The sequence below is a fragment of the Streptomyces sp. NPDC002835 genome (genome assembly GCF_053591995.1).
Genome location: NZ_JBSFUW010000015.1, coordinates 157184 through 178057, shown reverse-complemented (window position 1 = coordinate 178057; position 20874 = coordinate 157184). Strand labels below are relative to the sequence as shown.

At 69.4% G+C, this 20874-nt stretch carries 16 protein-coding genes and 4 pseudogenes; 10 read left to right on the top strand and 10 right to left on the bottom strand.

Annotation, left to right across the window (positions count from 1 at the left end; genetic code table 11):
• Positions 1–1075: pseudogene (locus ACWD01_RS18975) on the top strand (RHS repeat domain-containing protein); the annotation flags it as partial.
• A gap of 484 nt (positions 1076–1559) precedes the next feature.
• Positions 1560–2564, top strand: coding sequence for a hypothetical protein (locus ACWD01_RS18970; RefSeq protein ID WP_451163194.1), 1005 nt, complete (start codon positions 1560–1562; stop codon positions 2562–2564).
• 263 nt (positions 2565–2827) lie between these two features.
• Here ACWD01_RS18970 and ACWD01_RS18965 read toward each other — a convergent pair whose 3' ends face one another.
• On the bottom strand, positions 2828–3472 hold the full coding sequence (locus ACWD01_RS18965) for a hypothetical protein (protein WP_451163192.1): 645 nt from the start codon (positions 3470–3472) through the stop codon (positions 2828–2830).
• Positions 3473–3735: 263 nt separating this feature from the next.
• Between ACWD01_RS18965 and ACWD01_RS18960 the strand changes: the two genes are divergently transcribed.
• From ACWD01_RS18960 to ACWD01_RS18945, 4 genes and pseudogenes are all read left to right on the top strand, one after another.
• Positions 3736–4104, top strand: a complete 369-nt coding sequence (locus ACWD01_RS18960) for a hypothetical protein (protein WP_451163190.1) — start codon at positions 3736–3738, stop codon at positions 4102–4104.
• 135 nt (positions 4105–4239) lie between these two features.
• Positions 4240–5322 (top strand): DNA polymerase III subunit beta family protein, encoded by a 1083-nt coding sequence (locus tag ACWD01_RS18955; protein WP_451163188.1) that lies wholly within the window; start codon positions 4240–4242, stop codon positions 5320–5322.
• Positions 5323–5785: 463 nt separating this feature from the next.
• Complete coding sequence (locus tag ACWD01_RS18950; RefSeq protein ID WP_451163186.1) at positions 5786–6316, top strand: GNAT family N-acetyltransferase; 531 nt, start codon at positions 5786–5788, stop codon at positions 6314–6316.
• A 16-nt stretch (positions 6317–6332) separates the two neighbouring features.
• A pseudogene (locus ACWD01_RS18945) lies at positions 6333–6596 on the top strand (helix-turn-helix domain-containing protein); the annotation flags it as partial.
• 126 nt (positions 6597–6722) lie between these two features.
• Here ACWD01_RS18945 and ACWD01_RS18940 read toward each other — a convergent pair.
• Positions 6723–7310 (bottom strand): TetR/AcrR family transcriptional regulator, encoded by a 588-nt coding sequence (locus ACWD01_RS18940; protein ID WP_451163184.1) that lies wholly within the window; start codon positions 7308–7310, stop codon positions 6723–6725.
• Between the two features lie 223 nt (positions 7311–7533).
• On the opposite strand from ACWD01_RS18940, the gene ACWD01_RS18935 reads away from it, so the two are divergent.
• Positions 7534–8205 (top strand): molybdopterin-dependent oxidoreductase, encoded by a 672-nt coding sequence (locus tag ACWD01_RS18935; RefSeq protein WP_451163182.1) that lies wholly within the window; start codon positions 7534–7536, stop codon positions 8203–8205.
• A 528-nt stretch (positions 8206–8733) separates the two neighbouring features.
• A complete protein-coding gene (locus tag ACWD01_RS18930; protein ID WP_451163180.1) occupies positions 8734–9324 on the top strand; it encodes an alpha/beta hydrolase in 591 nt (196 codons plus the stop codon).
• A 49-nt stretch (positions 9325–9373) separates the two neighbouring features.
• Here the strand turns inward: ACWD01_RS18930 and ACWD01_RS18925 are convergent, their stop codons facing one another.
• The 5 genes and pseudogenes from ACWD01_RS18925 to ACWD01_RS18905 all read right to left on the bottom strand — a co-directional run.
• Positions 9374–9700 (bottom strand): hypothetical protein, encoded by a 327-nt coding sequence (locus ACWD01_RS18925; protein WP_451163178.1) that lies wholly within the window; start codon positions 9698–9700, stop codon positions 9374–9376.
• Positions 9701–10376: 676 nt separating this feature from the next.
• Positions 10377–11009 carry an SRPBCC family protein gene (locus ACWD01_RS18920; protein ID WP_451163176.1) on the bottom strand — a complete coding sequence of 211 codons (633 nt, stop codon included), beginning with the start codon at positions 11007–11009 and terminating at the stop codon, positions 10377–10379.
• A 5-nt stretch (positions 11010–11014) separates the two neighbouring features.
• The gene (locus ACWD01_RS18915; RefSeq protein WP_451163174.1) at positions 11015–11356 is read right to left on the bottom strand and encodes an ArsR/SmtB family transcription factor; all 342 of its coding nucleotides are present in this window, start codon (positions 11354–11356) and stop codon (positions 11015–11017) included.
• Between the two features lie 83 nt (positions 11357–11439).
• A pseudogene (locus ACWD01_RS18910) lies at positions 11440–11532 on the bottom strand (IS5/IS1182 family transposase); the annotation flags it as partial.
• 141 nt (positions 11533–11673) lie between these two features.
• A pseudogene (locus ACWD01_RS18905) lies at positions 11674–11913 on the bottom strand (deoxyxylulose-5-phosphate synthase); the annotation flags it as partial.
• A gap of 158 nt (positions 11914–12071) precedes the next feature.
• On the opposite strand from ACWD01_RS18905, the gene ACWD01_RS18900 reads away from it, so the two are divergent.
• A complete protein-coding gene (locus ACWD01_RS18900; RefSeq protein ID WP_451163172.1) occupies positions 12072–14060 on the top strand; it encodes an N-6 DNA methylase in 1989 nt (662 codons plus the stop codon).
• Positions 14061–14221: 161 nt separating this feature from the next.
• On the opposite strand, the gene ACWD01_RS18895 is transcribed toward ACWD01_RS18900, so the two are convergent.
• A complete protein-coding gene (locus ACWD01_RS18895) occupies positions 14222–16165 on the bottom strand; it encodes a rhamnogalacturonan lyase (RefSeq protein WP_451163170.1) in 1944 nt (647 codons plus the stop codon).
• A gap of 679 nt (positions 16166–16844) precedes the next feature.
• Between ACWD01_RS18895 and ACWD01_RS18890 the strand changes: the two genes are divergently transcribed.
• Positions 16845–17414 carry an SMI1/KNR4 family protein gene (locus ACWD01_RS18890; protein ID WP_451163169.1) on the top strand — a complete coding sequence of 190 codons (570 nt, stop codon included), beginning with the start codon at positions 16845–16847 and terminating at the stop codon, positions 17412–17414.
• A gap of 245 nt (positions 17415–17659) precedes the next feature.
• Here the strand turns inward: ACWD01_RS18890 and ACWD01_RS18885 are convergent, their stop codons facing one another.
• Positions 17660–18535, bottom strand: coding sequence for a hypothetical protein (locus ACWD01_RS18885; protein WP_451163168.1), 876 nt, complete (start codon positions 18533–18535; stop codon positions 17660–17662).
• Between the two features lie 339 nt (positions 18536–18874).
• The gene (locus ACWD01_RS18880) at positions 18875–20824 is read right to left on the bottom strand and encodes a cellulase family glycosylhydrolase (protein ID WP_451163167.1); all 1950 of its coding nucleotides are present in this window, start codon (positions 20822–20824) and stop codon (positions 18875–18877) included.
• Positions 20825–20874 lie beyond the last annotated feature (50 nt).

Here is a 20874-nt window from a genome sequence, read left to right as displayed (position 1 = left end):
GCCGGCTGACCCCCATCGAATTCGAGACCCTCATGACCACACCGGCCCTCCAGGCCGCGTGACCGAACCTGTCACCCGAACCTGCATCAGACCCCTGCGCTCCCGCGCGTACAGCTACCGCGCCGACCATCATCTGCAGCTCGTCACGGACCGGCTGACCGGCCGGACACAACGGTTCAGCCTCGATGCCGACGGCCGGCCGACGGGCCTGGACGCCGGTCGGTGGTCCGAGAGGTATCTCTACGACGACGAGGGCAATCAGACCGAGGCCATGTGGCCCGACAGTGCTCCGAACTCCGAGTCGAGGGGGCCTCGCTCCTACGACGGCATGCGACTGCGGTCTGCGGGGGCACTGCGCTACACCTATGACGCCGCCGGCCGAGTCGTCGAGCGCCGGAAGAAGCGCCTGTCCCGCAAGCCGGACATCTGGCGCTACGAGTGGGACGCCGAGGACCGGCTCGTCTCCTGCACCACACCCGACGGGGTCCTCCGGGCTTACACGTACGACGCCTTCGCCCGCCGCACGGCCAAACGCAAGCACGGGCCGGGCGGCGAAGTCGTCGAGGAAACCCGCTTCGTGTGGGACGGCGGACAACTGGCCGAGCAGTGGGACAGTGTCACACGGACGACGCTGACCTGGGAGTACGACGGTTTTCGCCCGCTGGCTCAAGCCGAGCGGCGTACGCGGCCGGATCACGTTCCCCTGGGGCGGAATGACGACGGAAGTCCCGACCAACGGGATGTCGACACGCGGTTCTTCGCCATCGTCACCGATCTGGTCGGTACGCCGACCGAACTGGTCGACCCGACCGGCGGTATCGCCTGGCACAGCCGCGCGACGCAGTGGGGCACCACGACGTGGAGCCGTGACGCGACCGCGTACATCCCGCTGCGCTTTCCCGGCCAGTACGCGGATCCCGAAACGGGGCTCCATTACAACCACTTCCGCCACTATGATCCCGAACCCGGCCGCTATGTAACGCCCGACCCGCTCGGTCTCGAGCCAGCGCCGAATCCCGCCGGATACGTGACGAATCCTGCGACGGTTTGCGATCCCATGGGGCTCGCGCCCTGCATGCAGCGCCTGGAGGATCTGGCCACACAGATCAACAACCTCAAGACGAATCCCATAGCCCGCGAGAAGCAGACCGTCGCAGTGATCCATGCTCAGGGCCCCAAGGGACCGATCACGTTCGTCTCCGGTACCAGCAAGAGCAAACTCGATGACGAACAGATGAAACTGGCCAGGAGTCTCGGACTGGTCCCCTTGCCCAACGACGAATACATGAAGGTGCCCAAGGGTGACAAAGGTGGCCACGCCGAGCAGAACATCCTTCAGTACCTGCACAGACTCAACGAGGGAAAGAAGACCCCCGTCTGGCTGCCGACTCACGGTGCGGCATCGAACGTCGTCTGCACGAAGTTCTGCTCCCCGATCATCCGCGGCAGTTCGGGCGCCATGTTCGGGCAGGTGTACCCCGGCACTCAGGGAACACAACAGAAGCAGTTCTACTGGCCCGCGCGGCACTCCCCTCGATGAACGAGGTAGAAAGGGACCCATGGAATACACGCACCTCTCCGCGGAACTCGTCGCTGATGAGGAGTTCACCGGCTTCGAACTCTTCGCGCATGACGCTTGGCAGGCACGTGACCGTGCGAACTGGCTGGTGGCGAAGACCCCGGAAGAGATCGTCGTCGGACGTGTCGGCGAAGCGTCGTCGTCGGATCTGTTCGCCGGGCGGTACCGCTGGCCCTTCGCGCAGGCAGCGGATGCTCGCGTCTTCGCCACTCCGCTGCCTGACGGCGGGCTCGCCGTGAGCGCCGACGGAGTCGTGACCACTTTCGAGGCCGACGGACGGGTGCGCTGGACCCACGAGCATCAGCCCTGGTTCGACCAGCGCATCGCAGCGGGTGCCTGCGCCGCAGACTCGGCGGGACGCCTGCTCCTGGTCACCATGATCGGCCACACGGAGGGCGGTGGCTCCTACGAGGGAGACCTGTGCGTCGCGCTGGACCTGGCGAACGGGCGACGCGTCACGCACACCGTGCTGCCTTCGGCCTCGGCCGGGTACGCCTTCCAGCAGGCGCTCACCGACCCGGCGCAGCTGTTCTTGAACGCGGCTCAGGGGGACACGTTCCACTCGCTCCTGGTGAGTGTCGAGCACGACCGGATCACGGCGGAGCACGTGGGCTTCGAGGACGAACCATTCGCGGGACTCAGCATGAATGGGGCCTTCCTGAAGATGGACGTAGGCGGTGAGTGGCTGAGCCGATACGAGACGGGGCGGCCGGATGTCAGCGTCGATGCCGAGGACGTATTGCCCGAGGGGTTGCGCTTCGTCGGCTACCGGCCGGGATTCCTGGACCCCGACCGTGTCCTGACCGCTGTCGCCGCGGACCAGGATTCGGCGGACAACCGGCATCTCGTGCTGGACGGGCGGACCCTGCAGCCGGTGGCGGAGATCGAATACGCCGGAACCAAGTGTTCTGATCCCCTGGCGCTGGGCGACGGCACATGGCTGACGGTGGAGGGCACCTCGATCCGGCGCTGGCGGACTGCCTGAGCGAGACCAGAGCCCTGTCCGGGGCGCGCAGGCATTTCCAGCAGGACTGCGCGCACCCGAGGGTGAGGAGGGCTTCGTGGATGTCATCGGCTGTCTCCAGCCGATCAGCCGGACGAATGGACGGTGAAGGGCAGTGAAGGCCGAGGACACCTCCCTACGACAGCGGCCCCTTCCCGTCGACCCCGAGGACGAGACGATGACGAACGGCCCGTGACTGTACGACCCCATGGACGACTGGCAGCGGCTACCCGGCTGGGTCGGGTTCAGCAGCTCTCGCCGAACTTGACGGCCTCGATGGTCACCGGCTGCCCGTCGAGCTTCGCGCCGGCCGCCGGGTCGGTCGAGCAGACCTGCCAGTTCGACTCGACGAGGACCATGCGGTCCTGGCCGGACACGTCGGTGACGGTGATGCTCGTGGAGCTGTCGAGCGCCTGGCGGGCGACCTTGACCGCCTTGCCCGTGAAGTCGGGCATGGTCGAGCCGGCCGCCTCGGGTTGCTTCTGGTCTCCGCCCGCGGGGCACTCCTCCTCGAGCTTGACCGTGCCGAAGTCGACCTTCACGTCGGTCGCTTGTGTGCCGGGTGCCGGCTTCTGGGAGCAGACCTTCCAGCCCCGGTCGAGGATCTGGTTGCGGCCCCGGCCGAGTGCGTCGTGCGACGTAAGGAGATAGAAGCCGGCGGCCTGCGCCTCGTCCTGGGCGCTCTGCAGGCCCTTGCCGACCATGTCCGGCAGCGTGGCGCTGGTTGCGGGCTCCGGCGTCGCCGTGTCTGCGCCGGAGGCGGGCGCCTCGGACGTGGGGGCGGTGGGTTTGGCGTCCGCGCCGGTGTCGGCGGTCGGGCCGCAGGCGGTGAGCGCGGCGAGCAGCAGCGCGGCGGCCGTGGCGGTGGTTGCGGTGCGGGTGATGCTCATGGTTACCCCAGGGACGTTGCAGAACAGAGTCGGCCGGGCGCGCGGAAGCGGACGGCCCCGTACTTCGAAAGCCTTCCCGGCAAGTCCGGCCTGTCCGGGGACGACTCATGTGGTGATGTCCTGTACGGACCCTCAGTATGCAATGTACGCACTGAGTTCACAAGCCGACACGATACACTGCACGTTCACTCCTTCCGTTCCACGCCGGGGCCCCATAGGCTCTGAGGCGGCTCAACACCGGGCGCCGAGGCGGGGAGAGAACGATGCAGAAGGACACGCCGGAGTACGAGCAGGCGCTGAACGCCGTGGTCGACATCCTGCGGGAACGCGCATGTGCGGGTGCGGCACCGTTGTCGTACGGCGATCTCAGCCGCGAGTTGGCCCAGCGCGGTCATCACGTCCCCGCCTACGAAGGCCCCATGCCCTACCTCCTGGAGGACGCGTCCGTCCGGGAGAGCCCCGACGGATCGCTGCCGCTGCTCTCCGCCCTCGTAGTGCTGAAGGACAGCGGCCATCCGTCCGGCGGCTTCTTCAAGCTGGCCCGCCGTGACCCCTACAAGCGCCCGGGTGACGACACGGAGCTGTGGATCGAGGAGATCAAGCGGCTGGCAAGGCACTTCGCCGATCGCTGACGGCTCGTCGGCACCCCAGACGGCCAAGGCCCGCCCGGCAGGCAGGGGGTCACCCCGGACCGAAACGGCGGACGAGGATCGGTGTTTGACCCTCGACATGGTCGAGGGCCCAGAGTTCTGGGCGTGGAGAACGACATGCACAGCATTGGCGAGACCGCCCGGGACAGCGGCCTGAGCATCAGCACCCTGCGGTTCTACGACCGCGCCGGTGTGCTGGTCCCCGCCTGGGTGGATCCCGCTACCGGCTACCGCTGGTACGCCCCCGAGCAGCTCGAAGAGGCCCGGCTACTGGCCCGGTTGCGCCGGGCCGCCATGCCCCTTCCGGACATCCGGCTGGTACTGGCCGGGTGGTCCAGCGCGGACACGGACCTGGTGCGAAAGCTGCTTCAGGACCATCTGCACCGTCTGGAAGCGGGGTTGGCCGATGCCCGCAGCGAGTTCTCCACGCTCCGAACTCTGATCGAACGCAGGGAGATCCCCATGACAACGCTCCGCACCGCCGCCGTCCGGCTGTCCGTCTCCGCCCCCGAGGCGGCCGCCGCGCTGGACGCGGTCCGCTTCGCCGCCGGCAGCGACCCGGAGCTGCCGATGCTCGGCGGCGTCCTGTTCGACGTCGAGGGCGACGCCCTCAGCTTTGTGGCCACCGACCGGTACCGGATGGCCATCGCGCGGACCGGTACCACCGGACACGGCGGGCCCCGTGTCCAGGCCATCGTCCCGGTTCCGCTGGTCGACGCGATGCGGGCCCTGCTGCACGGCGAGGCGCCCGTCCGGCTCACCCTGGAGGGTGACCGCGTGACGCTGAAGGCCGGGGACCGCCAGGTGGCCGGTCAGTGCCTCGACCACGACTTCCCCGACTACCGTCGCCTCGTCCGCCTGCCGGCCGGGCGGCGCGCCCTCGTCGATGTGGCGGCGTTCCGGCAGGCTCTGGAGACCGGTCCCGTCCGCGCGGGCGAGATGCCCAAGCAGGACGGCGTGACCTGTGACCTCAGCGTACTCAAGGTGACGTCCGACGGCGCGGTGGCCGTCTGCGAGGACGGGGACGACGACGAGAGCCAGGTCGCCGTCAACCGCGAGTTCCTGCTCCACGCGCTCGACGCGGGAGCCGGCGAGCGGCTCATCCTTGAACTCGGCGCTCCGACGGCGCCCATCGTGATCCGCCGACCCGCCGACGAGGACACGTACTCACTGCTGATGCCGGTCCGCCTGGACAACTGACCCAGCGGTTTGCCCTCGGCGCTCGCCCTTGCCGGCCCGGACACGAAGACCGTCTCCGCGCCGACAAGGGCGGGCTGTCCGTCATCGCTCCTTGGACGATGAACGCGCGGCCAGGGAGCCTGCCCGCCCCCGAAGCGGCGCCCGAGTCCTACGCTGCCCGTATGCCCGTATCGTGCGGCGTGCGGCCGTGCGCAACTCCCGAACGACGCCTGCCCGAGTGCGACTTGTTCTCACGCGTTTCTGAGCACGATGTCCGCCTCGGCTGTGCCCCCGGCCCAGCCCGGCGGGAGGGCGTTCATTTACGGCTCGGTCCGCGACTGATGGTGGGTGTAACCCCGTCTCGGGGGCCAGCTGATCTGGGGTGTTGCGACGACCGTTGACCAGCCCGGGGGTGCTGTGATGGGCGGTGCCCGGTCGGGATATTCGCTGGTCGCTGCTTGTTGATGGTGGTCATACTGCCGCGATGGATCCAGTGACTCTTGAGACCGACCGTCTGGTGCTGCGGGCCTTCACACCTGCCGACGTGGATGCGGTGTACGAAGCCTGCCAGGACGAGGACATCCAGTTCTACACCTCGGTGCCGGCGCCGTACCGGCGTGCGGACGCGGAGAAGCTCGTCGGCGAGAAGCTGCCCGCTCAGTGGGCCGAGGACAGGGACTACACCCTCGGCGCGTTCCGCAAGGACACCGGCGCCCTGGTCGGCTCGTACTGCCTGACCCTCATCAGCCGCGGCGTCTGGGAGCTTGGTTACTGGGCAGCCAAGGAACAGCGCGGACGCGGGTACTCCGTGGAGGCCGCTCGGACCCTGTGCGACTGGGGCTGGGCCACGCTCGACGCGCACCGCATCGAGTGGTGGGCCATGGCCGGGAACACCGGCTCGCGTGCCGTCGCCGAGAAACTCGGCTTCTCCGTCGAAGGGACACTGCGCAATCGCGGCATTGCCAACGATGGCAAGCCGCACGACTGGTGGGTGGGCGGACTGCTGAGGCCCTGATGCCCGGGGCCGGTGCTTGGCCCACAGATCGGCCAACTCTTCGATCGAATCGCCGAGATGCGCACGCGAGACGCTCGCCCGGTGCGAGTCGGAGCTTCGTGAGCGGCGTGGTGCCGAGCGGCAGCGGGAGGCCGGTCCCGGCCCGGAGCACGACCTGGTCTTCACCGACCGCCTGCTCGTCACCCTGGTCCGTCTACGTACTGGGCTTACGTACGCCGCGCTCGCCGAGCTGTACGGCATCGCCCGCTCCACGATCTCCCGTGCCATCGGGGAGATCCGCCCGTTCCTGGCGAGCACCGAGCACCGAGCACCGAGCACCGAGCACCGAGCACCGAGCACATGCTGGCCCAGCAGGCCGCCTGCTGCTCAACCACCAGCCGACCCGCCAGGCCAACACGCCCAGACCTCAATCGCGGACCAAGTCGTCAGCTGGGCTGCCGGGCGAGCGGTTGAGGAGGAGGTCGCCGGCGCGGGCCTTGACCTGGTCGCGGGTGCGGCCGGGGTGGTCGGCGGCGAGGAAGTGGCTGCCGATGGCCATGCAGAAGGCGAGCAGGCTGCGGGCCTCGACCTCGTCGGGGTCGGAGCAGAAGGTGCTGATCGCGTCGCGCAGCAGCTGCATGCGCCGGTTGTCCACCCGGCGCAGGCGGTCGGCGACCGCCGGGTCACGGCGGGCCCAGTCGCGGACGGCAAGGTCGATGGGGAGCAGGCGGTCGCAGGAGAAGGTGAGCTGCCCGGCGAGTCGGACCTTGTCCAGCACGTCGCCGCCCTCCTTCTCGATCCGGTCGAAGACGTCGTCGACGCACTCGCGCTCCCAGGCGTCCAGCATCTCGGTCAGCAGCGCGCCGCGGTCGGCGAAGTACCCGTAGAACCCGCCCTTGGTCACGCCGAGCGCCTTGGCCAGCGCCTCGACGCGCACGGCGTCCACACCGCCCGCGGCCAGCGCCCGCAGCCCCTCCTCGACCCACCGCTCGCGCGGTGTGCGCAGCGCACCCATCCTGTGCCTCACCTCACTCCCCGCCGCGTTGTGCGGGGCCGTATAACGGATTACTCTCGATATGTACGCCACCGTACAACGAGTCGGGAGGCGACGCGACGGAGCAGTCGCACGGCTCTCCGCCGCCGGCTCCCGAGCACCCAAGAGGAGTTCTCCGACGGCTGCCACCAGGTCATCGACGCACGGCCTACCCGGTTCGCTTCACACACAACGGAGCAGCGACATGACACTTCCCCCCGGCCAACGCGCCGTGGACGGGTTCCCTCGTTTCGGCACGCACCTCCATCACCCGCCTCCGCCCGTGCCCGCCGACCCGGTGATCGAGCTCTGCGGGGCGCTCACCGAGGCCGTCACCCTGCCCGTGGCCGACATCGCGAAGCTGCCACGGCAAGAGGTACGAGCCGACTTCCACTGTGTCGCCGGGTGGTCGGCCACCGACCTGCTGTGGGAAGGAGTCGCGTTCCAGACCCTCTACCGCACACGGGTCGAGCCGCTGCTCGGGCCGGGTGCGCCGGTCAGCCACGTCAGCTTCGAGGGTCTCGACGGCTACCGGTCGGTCGTGTTGCTCGAGGACGCCTTGGCCGACGACGTACTCATCGCCGACCGTCTCGACGGGCGGCCGCTCGACGGCGACCACGGCGCTCCGGTGCGGCTGGTCAGCCCCGGGCAGTACGGCTACGTCAACATCAAGCACCTCTGCCGAATCGAGTTCCACGTATCCGAACCCCCGGTCACCGACCGGTGGTCTCCCCTGGCGGGGCACGGCAGGGCGAGGGTCTGGAAGGAGGAGCGTCACCGCTATCTCCCCGGCCGCGTGGTGCGGCCGGTCTACCGGTCGCTGATCGGTCCTATCCGCGCACTGAGCGCCCGCGGCAGCCGCAAGCCGCCGAGGTGACACCGCGCCCCGACCGGGTCGGGGCAGGCGCCGTCCGGGCTGGATCGGGCCCGGCTAACACCCTGACCCCGGACGCCGCTTGGGCGCCGACAGTCGCCCCGTCATGCCGGTCGGGTCGCAGCCGCTTTGGCCCCGGGCTCATTCCTGACGCAACGGTCGCACCCCCCGAGCTGCCGGCGCCTTCCGGCAAGCGCCCTTGAGACCGGCCCCGTCCATAGGAGGGGCCCGGGCCTTCGTCCTGCCTGCCTGTCTTTCGCCATGGCACAGACGTCCTTGATGACGGCATACGCGGGTCCCGGCGAAACGCGGGTCCCGGACGGCACATCGGCACACATGGCCGCGCGGAAGGCTCTCAGGTGAGCTGCACCAGAGGTTCGGTGTTCGGCACCGGACCCCTGGTGGGCAGTCGCTCGAGTGCCGGACATGCCGGTCCGCCGCTCGGTCGTGGTCCCACGTGACGGTGGGTCAGTCGCAGCTTTGTACGGGCTACGCTCTGCACGGACCACTCCTGCAGATAGCCTGCGGGCCATGCCTGAACCCTCTCCCTTCGCCGTCCCCACCCGCTTCGACGGTGACCCCGACCGTGTCGCACTCGTCGTTCCAGGCGTCGGCTATTCGCCCGCCAGGCCGCTGCTGCACTTCGCCCGTGACTTGCTCGTCCAGCACGGCTGGACGGTCCAGGAGCTGTGGTGGCGGGTCCCGGACGACTTCTCGCAGTTCACCGTGGACGACCGGACAGCGTGGGTCGAGCGCCAAGTCACCCAGGCCATCGAGGCGGAGGCAGGGGCCTGTCGCCTTCTCGTCGGCAAGTCCTTGGGCTCACTCGCCTGCGGCATCGCGGCCGATCGGAACATCGCGGCAGCCTGGCTCACGCCTCTCCTGACCATCGGCCATGTGGTCCGTGCTCTCCAGCGAGCCGAGGCGCCGACCCTCCTCGTCGGCGGCAGCGCCGACAAGCTGTGGGATTCGCGGATCGCCGAGTCCCTACGACACGACGTCCTGGAAGTTCCCTCGGCGGATCACGCCCTGGAGCTCGCGGGCGATGTCGCGGGATCCGTCGACGTGTTGCGGCAAGTCGTCTCGCGGCTGGACCGCTTCATCGGCACTCTCGGCCGCTAGAAATCACCTCCCAGATCGCCGCCCGGAGGGGGTTCAAGACGCCGACTCGTCACGCCTCTATGCGCAGCCAGATGTCGCCGGTGCGGAGCCACAGGACGCCGTCGCGGCCCTGGCCGCACCGCAGGACGACGCGTCCGGGGACCTCGATCCTGCGGCGGCCGGTCACGGCCCAGCCCGTACCGCCGAGTTCGGCGTATACGAGTTCGACGGTCCGTTCGTTGTGGTCGCGGCGGCTCAGCACCGCACGGTTGCCGCGGACCGCGAACCCGTCCGGGGAGTCGACGGGGCTCGCGTAGCTGGTCACTTCGCCCGTGGTGCGGGTGATCCGAGTGAGGAAGGTGCCGGACCCGTCGCCCGCGTACCAGACCAGCCACACCTGGTCGCCCTCGGTCGCGGCGGTGCACCCTTCCAGCGGGGCGCTGGGCAGCCTGCGGTGCTCCCCGCGGCCGAGAACACCACGGCATTGGGTTCCCAGACGCCTTCGGTCCTGCTCGGGAAGGTGCGCCCGCCGACCAGCAGAAAGCGGGAGCCCGGAAGCAGAGCCAGGTGGCTGGGCCGGCTCTGGATGTTCACCAGCGGCGTTCGACGCTCCTGCTGCCCGGTGACGGTGACCAGTTCGGCGTCGAACGCCCCCTTCGGCCTCCACCCGAGCCATCCCTTGACGGAGGTGTTGTGCTGCAAGTACCGCCGGTGGACCAGTATGACCGCGAGTTCGCCGGCCGGCCCGGCCGTCCACCCCAGAGCCCGGTAGCCCCGCGAGACGTCGGCGGCAGGCAGGCTCCACGCCTCATGAATTGCCGGACCGGAGTGATGACTCGACTCGGAATGACGGTTCGTCACGAGCGATCGCCTCTAGGACTCCGGTGGCCTGCGCCGCCCGAAGATCCCAACTTTACCCGGCACCGGGGCGGCTCGGAAGACGCGCAGACAGACGCGGCCGTGGTGGAGGCGGTGCCCCTGCACCCCGCCGCGCCCGTGGCTACGCTCCTGTACGGCCGTGTCGCCTACGGTTCCGCGGCGCCTGCCGACCGCGCTTCCGTAGGGCATACCGTTCACCCTCCCGTATAGAACGCGATCGTCGCCGCCGTCGTGGCCGCCACGACCTCCGCGCCCGCCCCCGAGGCGGCGTACGCGGCGCCCCATGCCTCGCCCGACCGCGTCATGAAGTCCTTCGCCTCGGGCGAGGTCTGCCAGTCCGCGGCATCCACGCCGCTGATCCCGCTGCCCGTGAGGTGCTTGCCGAGCCCCAGGAGCATCAGGTCCCAGCCGATCCCGACCGCCCCCGGCCCGAACTGCCCCCGGAACTCCTCCGGCACCACGGCCACATGCTCCAGCTCGAACACGGTCCGCCCCGCACCCTCCGGCGTCAGGCGCAGCTCGACCTCGCTGAACCCGGGATCCGGCCCGAACAGCCAGCTCACCCGCAGCCGTTCCGGCGCGACACACTCAAGGATCTCGCCCCCGGCGTTCCCCTCCAGCTGATAACGCCCGCCGACCTTGAACTCCCCGCTCACCGGCAGGAACCATCTCCCGATCCGCTCGGGAGAGGTCACCGCGTCCCACACGTCGGCGATCTCCGCGTCGTAGGTACGCCGCAGCAGCACCGTACTGGCCTCACCCGCCTCGATCTGCCGCGCACCGACCTCCCGGTGCACCCGGTTGATCTCCTCGACGATCTCGCTCATCCCACTCACTGGTCCTCTCTCAGCCTGCGCTCGCGCTCACCCCGCGCCAGTTCCGTCCCCAGCGCGTCCAGCCGCTGCTCCCAAAAGCCGCGGAACCGGTCGAGCCATGCGTCCACCTCGCGCAGCGGCGCGGGCTCGACGGCGTACAACCGCCGGGTTCCCTCCGCCCGTACGGACGCGAACCCGCTCTCCCGCAGCACCCGCAGATGCTGCGACACGGCCGGCTGAGAGATCCCGAACTCCTCGCGGATCACGGCGCTGACCTCGCCCGACGCCTGCTCGCCCGACGCGAGCAGCTCCAATATCCGGCGCCGGACCGGATCCGCCAGAACATCGAAGGCGTACATGCGCCCCACTATGCCACCACTCACTTATTTAAGCCAAGGCTTATACGTCGCGAAGGTAGGGGTGTGCACATGGGCGGCGCTTCGGGCGTCCGTCCCAGCGGTGGGTCGCCAGGCGGAGCTTTGGTGATGGAGCCGTCGACAACGATCCGACCGAGGACGAGGCCGACAATCCGGTTCCCCGACAAACCCACCGACTCGCCGGAGTGCGACCTGCCCCTCGGCCGGCCTACGGGCCTTCCGGCGCTCCCGGTCCGACAGTCACCCCCACCGCACGGGACGCGAACTGCGCGAACAACGCGCCCGTCGACCCAAGACCGTCACGGCGTTTCGGGACGTACGAGTGCGGCGGCGATCGACTCACCCGTGTGCTCGGCGTACGCCATCCGCTCGCACACTTCGTGCAAGGTGCGCGGACGGTAACCGGGCCCGCAGCACCCCATATGGAAGCGGACGCCCGCGTGCAGCAGGACGGACAGCGTCCGCCAGGCAGCGGTGTCCCGGCGACGGGGCGCCGCGAACGCGGAGCCCACGCGGATCAGCGGCAGCACTATCCCTGGCATGAAGGGCCGCAAACCCCCCACCCTCCACACTTCCCACACAGCCACCCCACAGAGTGACCTTGTGAACAAAGTCAATCATCGTAGTAGCCTGGCATGACTACGGCCGCCGGGACACCGACCAACCCGGTGGCCCGATGAACCCGGAGCCTCCGCAGATGAGCACACCCAACGCCGTACCCGTCAGCCTGGCCGAAATCGCCCGGATCGCCGGGGTGGGACGCGCGGCAGTGAGCAATTGGCGCCGCCGCCACGACTCCTTCCCGTCCCGCATCGGGGGCACCGACGTCAGCCCGCAGTTCTCGCTCTCCGAAGTGGAGCAGTGGCTGCGCGATCACGGGAAGCTCGACGGCGCCGGCGGACGTGAACTGCTCTGGCCGCGCTTCGAGGCACTGGGCAGTCGCGACGAGTCGGGGCTCGCGATCGCCGAGGCGGCACGTCGCATGCGCAGCCCCCGCTCACGCACGACCGGCACGGGGCTCACCGCCCCGGCCGTCGATCTGGTCGGCGAGGCGGCCCGGCTGGGGCGGGCGGAAGGTCAACGGGAGACGTTCGAGTTCCTGCTGCAGCGCTGGCTGGACACCCACGTCCGCCAGCTGAGCACCACCCCGCCGCAGCTCGCGTCGCTGATGACCCGGCTCGCGCTCCGAACACGCGTCGACGGGGGCGACGGGGGCGGGCTCACCGTCTTCGACCCGGCCTGCGGCACGGGGCACCTGATGGCAGCTGCCGCCGAGGAGTACGGCGGCCCGGACCTGGCACTGCTGGGCTGCGAGAAGGACACGGCTCTCGCCGCCCTCGCCTCCGCCCGGCTAGGCTTCGCCCTCGAAGGACGCGACGTACGGGCGGAGATCGCCACGGCGGACGCCTTGCGGGACGATCCGTTCGCGCGGCTGCGGGCCGACATCGCCCTGTGCAATCCGCCGTTCAACGAGCGGGACTGGGGCTACGAGCAACTGGCCACGGACCAGCGCTGGACGCACGGGCTGCCGCCGCGCACCGAGCCCGAACTGGCCTGGGTGCAGCACCTGTTGGCCCATCTCCGACCAGGCGGCTCAGCCGTGGTCGTGCTCCCGCCCGCCGTCGCCTCCCGCAAGGCCGGCCGCCGCATCAGGGGGTCCCTGCTGCGTACTGGTCTGCTCCGGGCGGTGGTGGCCCTGCCGCCCGGGTGCGCGCAACCGCACAGCGTCTCGCTGCAGTTGTGGGTGCTGCGCGCGGCAGGGGAAGGCGGCTCCGCGGGTCCGGTCGCCCAGGACGCGCTCCTCGTCGACGCGACCCGGTTCGGCCGCCCGGGGGCGCGCGAAACCGGTCCGGACTGGGAGGCGTTGTCGTCCTTCGTACTGCGGGCCGTCGCCGAACTGGACGCGCCCGCAGCGAAACTGCCGGAAAGCGCCGTACGCGTCTCCCTGCTCGATCTGCTGGACGACGAGGTCGACGTCACCCCTGGCCGCTACACCGCGTCCGGCGCCGAGACGAGCGGCGTCGAACTCGCGGCGTCGTGGGACGAGTTGTCGGGAGCACTGGGTGAACTCACCCGGCTGACGCAACACCTGTCGAAGCTGGACTTCGAGGAGGGCGAGTCGCGCACGGCCACCACCGTCGGCGATCTGGTCAAGGCCGGCGCCCTGACACTGCGGGCCGGCCAGCAGCCGGCGGAACCGGTCGGTTCGGTACTTGGCAAGGACGTTCCCCTGCTGACCGTTGCCGACCTGCTCATGGGCGGCGCGCCCAGCGGAACGGTGGCAGCCGGCGCCGATCACACTGTGGCCGAGGAGGGCGACGTCGTGGTGGCCGGGGTGGTCCGCGCGTTCCGGGCGTGGGTGCATCAGGGGCCTCCCCTGGCGCTGGGGCCCCAGCTCTACGTGCTGCGGATGGACCCGGAGAAGCTGGACGCCCACTTCCTGGCCGGGTGTCTGCGCGCCCCGTCCAACGGCCGCCAGGCCGGCACGCACGCCTCCAGCTCGTCACGCGTGGACGTCCGGCGGCTCCAGGTGCTCCAACTGCCGCTGGAGGAGCAGACCGTCTATGCGGAAACCTTCCGCCACCTGAGCTCGCTCCAGGAACTGCTGACGCAGGCAGGGAGTTTGGGCGTGGGGCTGATCGACGATGTACGCGACCGCCTGGCGGCGGGCGGCCTGACGACCTGACGACCTGACGGCGGAGCGGACTTGCGGCGCGAGGCGTACGCACGGCCACCCTGGTTACGAGGGTGCCGACGCGAACCTGTAGGACCGCTGCCGCCCACGACTGGCACTCGAGCCGTGGGCGGTAGCCAGTACTACTCCGGTGTCAGCTCTCAGGCATCAGCTCAGCCGGCGCCGCCGCCGAGGAAGAAGCTCGGGTGCGGAGGCTGGTTGTACGCCGTGTTCTGCCACGCCAGGCCCGTGCGGTACATCCGGTCCTGGAGCAGTGTCACGAACCGCCGGTCCGTCTCGATGGGCGTGGAGTAGATGCGCAGCGCGTTGTCGTCGCTCCTCGGCCAGATGACCTCCTCGCGCCAGTCGCCGAAGATGTCGCCCGACAGCGACGGGGTGGCCTTGGTGCCGTTGTTGGAGTGCACGTTCGAGCCGGTCAGCAGCCGGGTGTCACCACCAGTGCCGTACTTGTCGATGCGGGTACCGTCCAGCAGTTCGCGGGTCGTGTCCCCGTCCCACCAGGCGAGGAAGTTGGCGGACGACGGCTTGCGGCCCCGGGTGGCGCCGCTCGTGTCGCGGATGGAGGAGTCGGCGGCCGACCACATCTCCGCACCGGCGTTGCCGGCCCAGATGTCACCGGCGACGCCGCGGCCGTTGTCGGTGCCGGAACCGGTCCTCCAGCGGATGCTGCCGTTGGCCGGGTCGATGTAGAGCGAGGAGGGCTGGCTGCGCGACTCGGACACCTTGAAGTACTCCAGGCCCGGGTCGCGGGGGTCGAGGTCGGCCAGGTGCTGAGCGTCGCCGTGGCCCGTGCGGGTGGTCCACAGTCCGTGGCCGTTGTCGTCGACGGCCATCGCGCCGTAGACGATCTCGTCCCTGCCGTCGCCGTCCACGTCGCCGATGGACAGGCTGTGGCTGCCCTGGCCGTCGTACCCCTTGCCGACGTTGGTCGAGCTGTTGGTGTCGAAGGTCCAGCGGCGGGTGAGCTGCCCGTTCCTGAAGTCCCATGCGGCGATGACGGTGCGGGTGTAGTAGCCGCGGGCCATGACGAGGGACGGGGTGCTGCCGTTCAGATACGCGGTGCCGGCGAGGAAGCGGTCGACCCGGTTGCCGTAGCAGTCGCCCCAACCGCAGACATCGCCGCGCGCCGGGACGTAGTCGACCGTGGACAGCGCGGCTCCGGTGGAGCCGCTGAACATCGTGAGGTACTCGGGGCCGCTCAAGACCCTGCCCTCGCTGTTGCGGTGGTCGGCCCCGGGGTTGCCGATGACCGTGCCTCTGCCGTCGCGGGTGCCGTCGGCGGTCTTCATCGCCACCTCGGCCTTGCCGTCGCCGTCGTAGTCGAAGACCTGGAACTGCGTGTAGTGCGCGCCGGAGCGGATGTTGCGGCCCAGGTCGATGCGCCACAGACGGTCGCCCTGGAGTGTGTAGCCGTCGACGATGGTGTGTCCGGTGACGCCCGACTGCGAGTTGTCCTTGGAGTTGGAGGGGTCCCACTTCAGGACGATGTCCAGGTCGCCGTCGCCGTCGAGGTCGCCGACGGAGGCGTCGTTGGCGGCGTAGCTGAAGCCGGAGCCGCCCGGCGGTCGTGAGATGGGCACGTCCAGGTAGCCGCCGCGGAACTGGACGGCGTGCTCGGAGAGTCCCTGCTCCTGCCCGTTGACGACGGCCTTCACCTGGTAGCCGGCGTGGGAGGGCGCGTTGTGGTGCCGGAAGTTCGTCGAGCCCGTGATCGGCGCGGAGTTGACCTTGGTGCCGCCGCGATAGACGTTGAACGCGACATCGGCCGGGTCGGTGGCCAGCAGCCGCCAGCTGACGAGATTGTCGTCGCCGTCGTGGACGCTGACCAGCCCGCGGTTCAGGTTCTTCTCCGCCTGTACTGTGACGCCCGCGGCGCCGGCGTCGAGCGCGGCGGCCGGGCGGGGCGCGGCCGGCTTCGCGCTCTCGCTGGTCCCGTTCGACGCGGCCACCGCGAGGCTGCCGACCGTCAGACAGCCGACCGCCACGGTCGCGGCGACTCCTACAAGTCTCGGCATACGGCTCGGGCGCCTGCGACGCCCGCCTTGTCCTGTTCCCACGTGCACTCCTGGGGGGTGAGGAAGCGATGTTCGGGCCATTGCTTCTCCCCCGGTCGCCACCGGACGGGGAAAGGTTGCCGCTGCGGCGGGGGGCGGGTTTCCTGCTCCCCGTGTCCGGCCGCACCCGTGGCAGGCAGATGGACGCCCGGTGAGACCATCTGTCCGGTGCGGCTCCTGGCATCAGCCCTATGCGACCAGCGCGGCAGCTGCTCGGGGTTGCCCACTGTTGCCAAGAGCCCCGGCACGCTGGATGGGCCGGCCGGTGACTGAGCCTTTTCAGCTTCGCCACTTCAGGGTGAGGACGGCCTTGGCGACTGACGTCACACGGTGGGGTTGACGCGAGTTCCGTCAGCGGGTCCGGAGCCGGGTGAAAGTCAACAAGGAAGCGCAGGAGACAGGCGGTTCGGTCTGTGTACTTGACGGCCTCGCCGGGCGGCCGGTGCGGTTCCTCGTGCAGGACGTCACGGCGGATGTCGTCCTTGCTGGTTGCCATGGAGGTTCCTCGGCTGGGCCCACCGGGCACAGCGGCCTTGTTTGTGAGGAGTTGGCGGACGGTCACCTCGCTGAGCGTGCCGGTCCTGCACTTCGGGCCGGAGGTGGTCGTGGGGCAGGAAACCTGCTCGGAATACCATCCCTGCGAGGTTCTCCGGTCGGTGCTCCGCAACCCCTGCAGTGGCGCCGTCGTATGGGGTCATCCGTGTAGAGAGGGCAGAGGGTAATGAGTGTGGCGGAGAGCTGGTCCCGCGTGATGAATCTTCTTCGGCAGCACGCCCCGGCCGATCACGCGGATCTGCCTGGGCCCGCTACGGAGCAGATGCTCGCGGCCGCCGAGGAACGGATGGGCATCCCCCTCCCACAGGATCTGCGGGCGTGGCTGCTGCAGAACAATCTGGATCTTCCTGAGGAAGATGTGGACGACGGTGTGGCATGTTGCGGCTTCACCGGGTTCCCGGATGAGGGAAGCTTCTTTCTGGGCATCCGGGCGATGGAGAAGCTTTATGTGAACCGCTCCATGCCCGGTGGATTCGATCCTCCGGACCAGCCGGACAATCCGTTCTGGCGCAATGAGTGGATCCCCTTCCTGTCGGACCAGGACGGCTGGACGGGCAAGTTCATCGACGTGCGGGACGGGCGTGTCGGCAGGTGGTTCGTGGGTGAGATCACGATCACGGGCGAGTACGAATCGCTGGCTCACTATTTCGACTCCGTGGCGGAGATGCTGACGAAGATCGCCGATGGAAGCTATCCGGTCTGTGAGGTCACCGAAGGGCGACTCGTCTGGTCGTGAAACAAGAGATCCCGTGTCAGTCCCGACTGAATGACCGTCATCGCGAAAGCCGTCCACACTTTTGACTCCTTCCCCCACAGCGCCTCCAGAAGCCTGGACCGCCCCAAGTACCGCGCGGACCTCGGCCGGGTCTACTCCAGCCGGATCGGCTTCCTCATGCCGACAGATCACCGCCCCCTGCGGCGATGACGAGAACACCCGCCGCATCGGCCACCCCTTCGGCAGTCAGGAAAGCACTCGCCGAGTCATGACCTGGGTTCCTCCAGCTTGACGGCAGTGGTGTCCGCGCCGTGCTGTTCAGCCTGCGCTGTGGCGAAAGACCCGTGGTCTTCCACGACTTCGCCGTCCACGACTTCCCCGTCCATCACTCGGTGCGACGGCTCCACCAGCGGCAGGCTGGCGAGGTGTCTCTTGAGCCTCTTGGCCATCGGAAGGTAGGTCGCAAGAGTGAGCCCGCCAGAGACAACAGCCCCTACGAGAGGGATGGCCTTCGAGACGGTCGTCGCGAAGGACTGCGTCGTCATCCTGACACCGAGGTAGCCCGCGACTTTTTTCACTATGGGGTAGATGACCCCATGGGTGAGTGCCTTCTGGGGCAGCTTCTTGGCGACCTGCTCCGCCATCATCCCCGCAACTTTCCCTACTGCGGCGTTCGCCGATTGGGTGCCGAACATCACGCCGAAGAACAGCGTGAGCACCCCCTTGGTCGCGTCATCGACGTCATCGCTCTCGTCGGAGAACAGATCGGGCCAGCTGTAGAGATAGGCGAGCTTCTGCGCGATACGCAGCATGTGGCCGAAGTACTGGGCCGTGTCGGCGGGCACCGTGGCGGGAAGGGCGATGATGCCGGGTACCCCCGCGGCGGCGGAGAGGGCGCTTACCTTGGCCGTCTCGTAGCGGATGGAGTCGTTGGCCGCTTTCTCCAGAACGTCGACGGTGATACCTGCCGCCGCGGGGGTCTCTTCGATCGCTCTGCGGATCTCGTCCTCGGTACAGTGGCGCGCCAGCGCCGTCCGCAGGTATGCCTCCCGCTGGATACGCACACCAGGGAGCTTGGCTGCCCCCACCAACACCGCGAAGAAGCGCGACTCGGGATTCTCTATCCCTTTACCCTGTTTCATGGCAGGAACCTACAGTAGCTCCGCGTTCCATGGGCCGGACTGAGTCAGCTCCGTTGAGACCCTCGTCATGCGAGTGCTGGTGGTGTGCGGCCCGGTCCACCACGATGCCGATCGCCATCCGGGAAGGCGACCGCCGTCGCGACCGAGCGCCTGTGGGCGGACGTGCCCGTCGTGACAGCAGGCCACGACGAACGGCTCCACCGCCGCCCGTACCCTGCGGGCGATAGCCGATGCTACCCGGTCTGACGGTGCCGGCGCGGGTGCGCGGGCCCGGAGTCACGGAGCAGGGCCGACCGTACGGGTGGGCTGAACTCGCCCGGATTCGGCGGCCTCCCCGGGTCACCGCACCGCGGCTGTCTCCGCGACACCTGCGGTCCGTGCTGCCTTCGACGCCCACGTCGCCAACTCCGCCCGGGCCGCCCGCAGCAGGGCTCCCGAAGGGGCCGTCGCACCGTTCGTGACCAGCGCGAAGTGCGTGCCGGCGGGCGCCGTGAGGAGGAGGCGGCGGCTGCCCGTGCCGCCGGGTTCTGCCGACACCGCGACCGGTAGGCCCTTGTCGTACGCCGGCGGGCCGTGGACCGTGGCCAGGTCGGAGACGACGGTCGTGGTCGCCGGGTCGAACGATGCCGGGAGGTGGAGCTCCGTCGGGGCCGGGGAGCCGTCCGAGTGCCACAGCAGGACGCCGTAGCGGCCCGTGCCCACCAGCTCCGACACGCGTGGCAGGGACAGCGGGACCGGGTTCCAGGTGAGGGTGGTGGAGCCGTCGCGGGAGCGGTCCTCGTAGGTGAAGGCGAGCAGCCGGCCGGCGGTGGCGCTCGGATAGAGGCGGTCGAGGAGGCGGGCGTCCTGGCGCAGTGCGGGGGCGCCCGAGGCGTCGAGGTGGACGGCCGACAGGTCCTCGTCGTTCCAGGCGTCGCCTTCCGTGAGGACCTTGCCGGGGTTGCCGTTCATCAGCTCGTGGTGGCGGCCGTTGTAGATGTCCCACTGCCATTGGGTGCCGGAGAGGACGGGTCCGGAGTCCTGCGGGCGCGACCACCAAGTGGCTCCCGGAATACGGGAGTCGAGTGCCTGGTACATGGCCTTCATGACCGTCGGCGCCTTGTCGGCGACCGCACCGGCCAGCGGATGGCCGAACTCGCTGACGATGCCCGCCGTGCCCGCGCCCGCCGCGCGGTCGCGGACGGCGGAGAAGTCGCCCGCGTACTGGCCGTCCTTCGCCTTGCCCCACATGAAGACGCCGGAGATGGCCTTCTGGTCGTAGAAGTGGGTGTTGAAAACATAGCGCGGGCCGAGGCCGGAGCCGGCGTCGAGGAGGCCGCCCTCCTGCCGCTGGAAGTCGAGGTTGGCGTTCCAGAAGAGGTTGGGCTCGACGAACGCGGGCTTGTCTCGCCAGCCGGCGGCGTCCATGCCGGCGCGGAACTTCTCGTAGAAGGGCCGGAGCAGGTCCCGTTCCCAGGTGCGGCTGTTCTGCCCGGATTCGTACGTCCCCGCGTGCGGCTCGTTGTACGGGTCGAAGCCGATGACGCCGTCGAACTCCTCGGGCGTGAGGTGCTCTGCGAGGTACGCCATCGTGGTCCGCGCGGTGACGAGGAAGGCGTCCTGGACGCCGCCCGTGTTGTGCCAGAAGTCGTACGCCGCCTGTGTCACGGCCTTGTTCTGGGTGATGTTCTGGCCCCAGAAGAGGCAGATGCCGCAGAATTCACGCGGGTATCCCCCGGCCTCCACGGCCCAACGGGGCGCGCCGTCGCCCGTGTACCAACTGCCCTCGTGGAAGAGGTGGCGGGAGTACAGATCCTGATGGAAGTCGGGATAGACCCGGATACCGGCCCGCAGGAACGCCCGCAGCCGGCCGGTGACGGCGGCGAGGTACTGCTCGTCGACCTGGCCGCGGACCGGTTCCGCGTAGGCCCACGAGAGCAGGAACCGGGCGGTGTTGGCCCCGCCGAGCGTGCGCATGGCGGAGGCGGACTTCTCGGCGTCGGCGACGGAGGCGAAGGGCAGGCCGTCGTTCTCGGCGAGTTTCGTCTCGCCGGAGACGTTGTAGCCGCGCAGCACGACTTCGCGGCCGAGTCCGTCGGTGAAGCGGCCGTCCTTGACTGTGAAGTCGGCGGTGGCCTGTTCGTCGAACCACAGGGAGCCGGGCAGCGAGCGCCCGGCGCCCGCCTCGGCGACAGTAGTCGCTCCGGCGGGCGACGGGGTGCCCGTGGCGGTGAGCGAGGCGCCGGCAAGGGCAAGTGCACAGGCCAGTGCAGGCAGACCGGGCAGACGTGCGTCACGCATCTTCGCCATGGCAGTGGACGGTGACTGACGAAGCGTCAGAAGTCAACGCTTCTCACGCC